This is a genomic window from Actinoalloteichus spitiensis RMV-1378, assembly GCF_000239155.1.
Classification (GTDB): Bacteria; Actinomycetota; Actinomycetes; order Mycobacteriales; family Pseudonocardiaceae; genus Actinoalloteichus_B; species Actinoalloteichus_B spitiensis.
The window spans coordinates 1-5,112 of sequence record NZ_AGVX02000633.1 but is presented as its reverse complement, the minus strand read 5'-3'; the positions used below and the strand labels follow the sequence as shown (position 1 = coordinate 5,112).

General features: G+C 74.4%; 2 protein-coding genes. Both read right to left on the bottom strand.

Features of this window, described 5'->3' with window-relative positions; translation table 11 throughout:
- Positions 1-754 (bottom strand): sensor histidine kinase (locus tag ACTIDRAF_RS30695; protein WP_245533617.1); only part of this gene is annotated, 754 nt, incomplete at its 3' end.
- Between the two features lie 2,325 nt (positions 755-3,079).
- Positions 3,080-5,112: heavy metal translocating P-type ATPase (locus ACTIDRAF_RS30690; RefSeq protein WP_016701076.1), on the bottom strand; the 2,033-nt coding region annotated here is incomplete at its 5' end.

Genomic DNA, 5,112 nt, shown 5'->3' with positions numbered 1-5,112 from the left:
AGGTGGGGGCGCGGCCGGGCAGCGGCGGCCGCTGGGGGTGCGGCTCCGCGACGGGCCGCCTGTTCGCGGGCGCGACGATGCGGCTGCTGGTCGGGTTGCTCGCGGGCCGGGCCCTGACGAGGCGGTCCGGGAGCACCACGCTCGCGGTCGTGCCCTCGCCGGGACGGGACCGCAGGCTCACCCGGATGCCGTGCCGGTGGGCCAGGCGGCTCACCACGTAGAGCCCCATGTGGCGCGCCACGCTGGCGTCGAGCAGTGGGGTCCCCGCGAGGCGGGCGTTGAGCCGCGTCAGCCGCTCCGGGGGCACTCCGATCCCCGGGTCCTGCACCTGGAGCCGCAGCTCCCCGTTGGCGCCCGCCGGGGACGAGACGACCACGGCCGCCTCCCTCGGGGAGTTCGCCGCCGCGTTGTCCAGCAGCTCGGCCAGCAGGTGGCTGACGTCGTTGGCGGCGCCGCCGACGAGTTGGACGTCCGGCATGGTCTCGGTCCGGACCCGGTGGTAGCTGGCGATCTCCGAGGTGGCGGCGCGGACCACGTCGATGAGGGGGACCGGGCCGTAGTGCGGGGTTTCGCTGTCCTTGCCGGCCAGGACGAGCAGGTTCTCGCCGTTGCGCCGCATCCGGGTGGCGAGGTGGTCGATCTGGTAGAGGAACTCCAGCTGTTCGGGGTTCTCCTCGCGTTCCTCCGCCTGTTCCACCCGCTGGAGCAGCAACTCGACCAGGGTCAGGTCACGCAGCGCGAGGCTGGCCAGCACGCTCGGAAGGAGTTCCCTGGACTCGGCCGGGGGTTGCGGCTGTTGTGGCGCCGGACCGTCCACGACCCGCCGCCAGAGCCGTCGAGCCTCGTCGACAGCGCGGACGCGCCAGTGCGGGAAGCGCTCGGCCGCCTCCCGCCACGCGGGAACCGCACGCGCCAGTGGCCCGCCGGCCCCTGGTCGGGCACGTCGCGGATCACGCCGCGAGGCGGGGGAAGGAGACTGTGCCAAGAGAGAAATCTCCTTATCACGAAGAATCGGATCCGCAAGACGTCGTCACGGACCGGCGGTCGAGGCTCCACAACCGGGAACCCGGCACCCACACCGGTCATCATTCCGGAACGCCGTCTTCAATATTCCAGCTATTCGTGCCACTGCGGCGGCGAGCATAGCATGATCAAGATGACCACATGAATAGCCCGGGGGCGAGTGAGCCGACAGGAGGATTCGCTTGACCAGAGAGTTACTTGAATCCTCAACTTGACTCGGTGTACCTCCGATCGGCCCAAGACCTGGAGATCCTCCGCTTCGGACAGTGACAGTGGAGCGCCAGCGAAGCCGGTACCAGCCAACACCCCCGCCCCGGCCCCGGAGAGCACCGCCACCTGCGCATTGCGCCCCGAACCGGCGCTAACGCACCGCCGCGCCACCAGCACCACCCCGCTCCCCGCGCACCCAACACTGCCACTCCGACCCGGGCGAACGGGGGGACGACCGGGCCGTGAGCGCCGTGCCGCTCACGCGAACGGCGCAGCAGAAAACGGAGGTTTATATCACACTCAGGTAACGCCCGCTCTTTCTGGATTACCTCGCCGTCCTCACCGGAATTTGCCGCACGCTCCGTGAGTGCACCCGATAAGAAGACCGGCGGCCCGGGCCACCGCCGACCATCCGCCAGCCGGGGATTGCCGACCCCGACTACCACGCCCCCTGTCACGGCGCGTATTCACGTGCCCCGTCCCGAGCAGGCCGCCGGTCGGATTCCGCGCCGCCGCTCCGGCCGCGAGGCAGCAAGGCGGCGCGTCCCGCGCACACCGCCACCCGGCGACCGGTCGTGGTGTCGCCCGACGCACCCGGGCGCGTCGACCGCGCGCCGGAGCCGGGTCAGGTCCGCTGGCGGGGCTCAGGTGGGGGACACGGGCGGTGGCGAGTGACGGGCCAGCTCGCGATCAGCTCACCCGCGTCCGCCACCGGCCGGGGTGGGACCGCCCGCATCCCGGCTCGGGGCCGCACGGGCGGGGGCAACCTCCGCCCGGCGTGTCGACGGCCCGTCGCACCAGTGCTCGGGGCGGGCTCGGCCGTCTTGCGGCCGCCCCGCGTCGACCTCGACCGGTGCCCCAGCAGGTCCTGGGCTCCCCACCAGGGTCGCGGACGCCGCCCCGCCCCCGGGAGCGCCACCCGCCGCGCCGCGACCAGGACCCCCCGCTCCACAGCCGTCCGGGTACGGCGTCACCCTCGTCGTCGACGCCCCGCCCGCCTCGGCGGGAGCCGTGGTCCAGCTGCCCGGCCGAGGACCGCGTCGGTGCCCGAAGGCTGTCGGCCAACCCGGCGAGCAGGGTCGCGAGCAAGCCCGCCCACCACACCGCGACCGCAGGGCTCGGCCTCGGCGATGTCGCCGGAACCGGGGGTCGTCGGCGTCGTGGAACCGACGTACCCGAGAACGCCTGGTTCGTCGCACCCGGCGCCCGTGAGGAAGCTGACGTGGTTCCGGGCACCCCGGGACGGGGTGCCCCCGCCGGAAGCGTCAGAGGTGGTCCCGCTCGCCTCCGAGGTGTGGCACGGCCGGCGCCGCGTACCGCAGGAGGGCCGCCAGGCCGCCACCCGCCGGGTCAACCTCGGCCCGCCGGCCCTCCCGGCCGGGTCATCCGCGTCACGGGAAAAACTGGTTGCGACCTTCCCAGGACCCGACCTAGTCTCGCCGTACACGAGAAAGGAGGTGGTCCAGCAGTGAAGAGCTCTAGGACTCGTGAGGTGGCTGTCCGCTAGGACCGCCTCGGCAACACCTACGCCGGCCCCGCGCGGTGGTCCTTCCACCGACGGGTGAGCGGTCGGCGAATACCAGACAGCTACCCGGCCCCTGGAACCCCGAGCCCGTCCTGCTCGGGCCCATGCGATCCGCATGGGAAGCGTTCCAGGGGCCGCTGTCGTTCGGGGGTGCGGTCCGCTCCGCCACCAGCCGGGCGGGAACGGGGACACGTCTCCGAGCGCCCCGCCGACCTCCCGCACGGGTTGGGAGCCGGTACCCCTTCCGCCGCTCGCGACGGCCGTCGACCTCCCCGGCCCGGGGGTGGGTGCGGGACACGACGTCCCGCTGCTGTTCCTCGGTCAGGTCCCCTCGGTGCGGTCCGGTCCGCGCCCGCGTTCCCCGTCCCGTGAGGCGGCGTCCGGGTCGGCGAGGGTGAAGAACGCTTCCTCCTCTTGGGCGAAGTGCAGGGTCAGCACGGCGTCCAGACCGTAGAGCGTGGCCCGCAGGTCGTCGACCTGGTCGGGCCGCACCCGGCCTCCCGACTCCGCCAGGTGCCGTCCCAGCCGGCGGATGAGACGTTCGATCTCCACGTGGCTCCTGCTCATGGTGCTCATGGCCTCCCGCCCGCCGAGGAGCGCTCCGACCCTCGGGTACAGGTCCCGTTCCTCGGCGCGTTCGTGGGGCAGCAGGTGGTCGACGAGCAGGCGGTGGGCGCGCTGGAGCTCCGCGTCGGCGACCGGGCCGGGCCCGCCGGAGAGGGCGTCGGCCGCCTGCCGCACCGCGATCCTGGTGGGCTGGAGCTCGTCGTGCTCGGCGGCGAAGCGGCGCAGCATCTGGTCGGTCGGGTCCCCGATCCTCGTGCGGCGGGGGCGCCGCAACGCGCGGAGGGCGTACAGGATGACCACCACGTCGATGCCCTCCTGGGTCACCGCGCCCGCCACGGGCGGCAGCCAGCCGGCCGCCGCGACGACCATCGCCACCGCCGACAGCGATGTGCCCACCACGGCGCTCCGCACGGCGATCCCCCGGGTGCGCCGAGCGATCTCCACCACGTCAGCGAGCCGGTCGATCCGGTCGTCGAGGATGACGGCGTCGGCCGCCTGGGCCGCCGCCGTCGAGCCCCGGGAGCCCAGGGCCACCCCGACATCGGCCGCGGCCAGCGCCGGAGCGTCGTTGACACCGTCACCGACCATGACGGTGATGCCCTGCCTCCGCTGGTCGCGCACGCACTGGATCTTGTCGGCCGGGGACGCCTCCGCCCGCACCGCGTCGAGCCCGAGGAGGGCGGCCACCTCCTCCGCGTTGGCGACCCGATCACCCGTCACCAGCGCGATGTCCCGCAGGCCGACCGCGCGGAGGCGGCGGATGGTCCGTCCGGCGTCGGTCCTGACCCTGTCCCGCACCAGCAGTGCGCCCCGGAGTCGACCGTCGACGGTGACCCACACCGGGGTCGCCAGGTCCAACCGGCCTCGGCTCGCGGCGCCCCGCGCCCAGTCGGGCAGGGCGCTCTCGTCACCGGCCCGTCCGACGCGGACCACGCTGCCCTCGACGCGACCCTCCACCCCCTCCCCGTGGCGTTCGCGTACGCCGGTGGCACGCGCCGGGCGGAGGCCTGCTCCGGCGGCGGCGCGGACGACGGCGCCGGCCAGCACGTGGGTGGAGTAGCTCTCGACGGCCGCCGCCTGGGCCAGCACCCGTCCGGCGTCCTCCCCGGGGGCGCAGACGACGCCCACCACCTCGGGACGTCCCACGGTCACCGTTCCGGTCTTGTCCGTGGCCAGGGTGGCCGCCCGGCCCAGGAGTTCGAGCGTTCCCCCGTCCTTGACGACGACACCCGACCGGGCGGCCAGGGACACCCCGCCGGTGACGGCGATCGGCACCGCGAGCAGGAGCGGGCACGGGGTGGCCACCACCAGCACGGCGACCGCGCGGACCGCGTCCCCCGTGGCGAGCCAGGACAGGCCCGCGATGGCGAGCGCGGTGGGCAGGAACCAGGCGGCCACCTGGTCGGCCAGGCGGGCGACGGGCGCGGTCCCGGCCCCGGCCTGCTCGGCGAGGCGGACGACTCCCGCGTAGGTGCTGTCCTCGGCGGAGGCGGTGGCGACGAGTTCCACGGCCTCCCCCACGCTGACGACGCCGCTGCGGACGGTGTCGCCGGCTCTCCTGGTGACCGGGCCCGGTTCGCCGGTGAGCGCCGACTCGTCGAAGGCCGCGTCCGCGGTGACTCCCGCGTCGACGGGCACCACCTCACCGGGGGCGACGACGATGCGGTCGCCGGGGCCGAGGTCGGCCACCGGGACCGGGTGCGGTCCTTCGGCGGTGACCAGCCTGGCGGTGCGGGGGATGCGGTCGAGCAGCGCGGAGAGGTCGCGACCGGCCCGGCGTTGCGCGA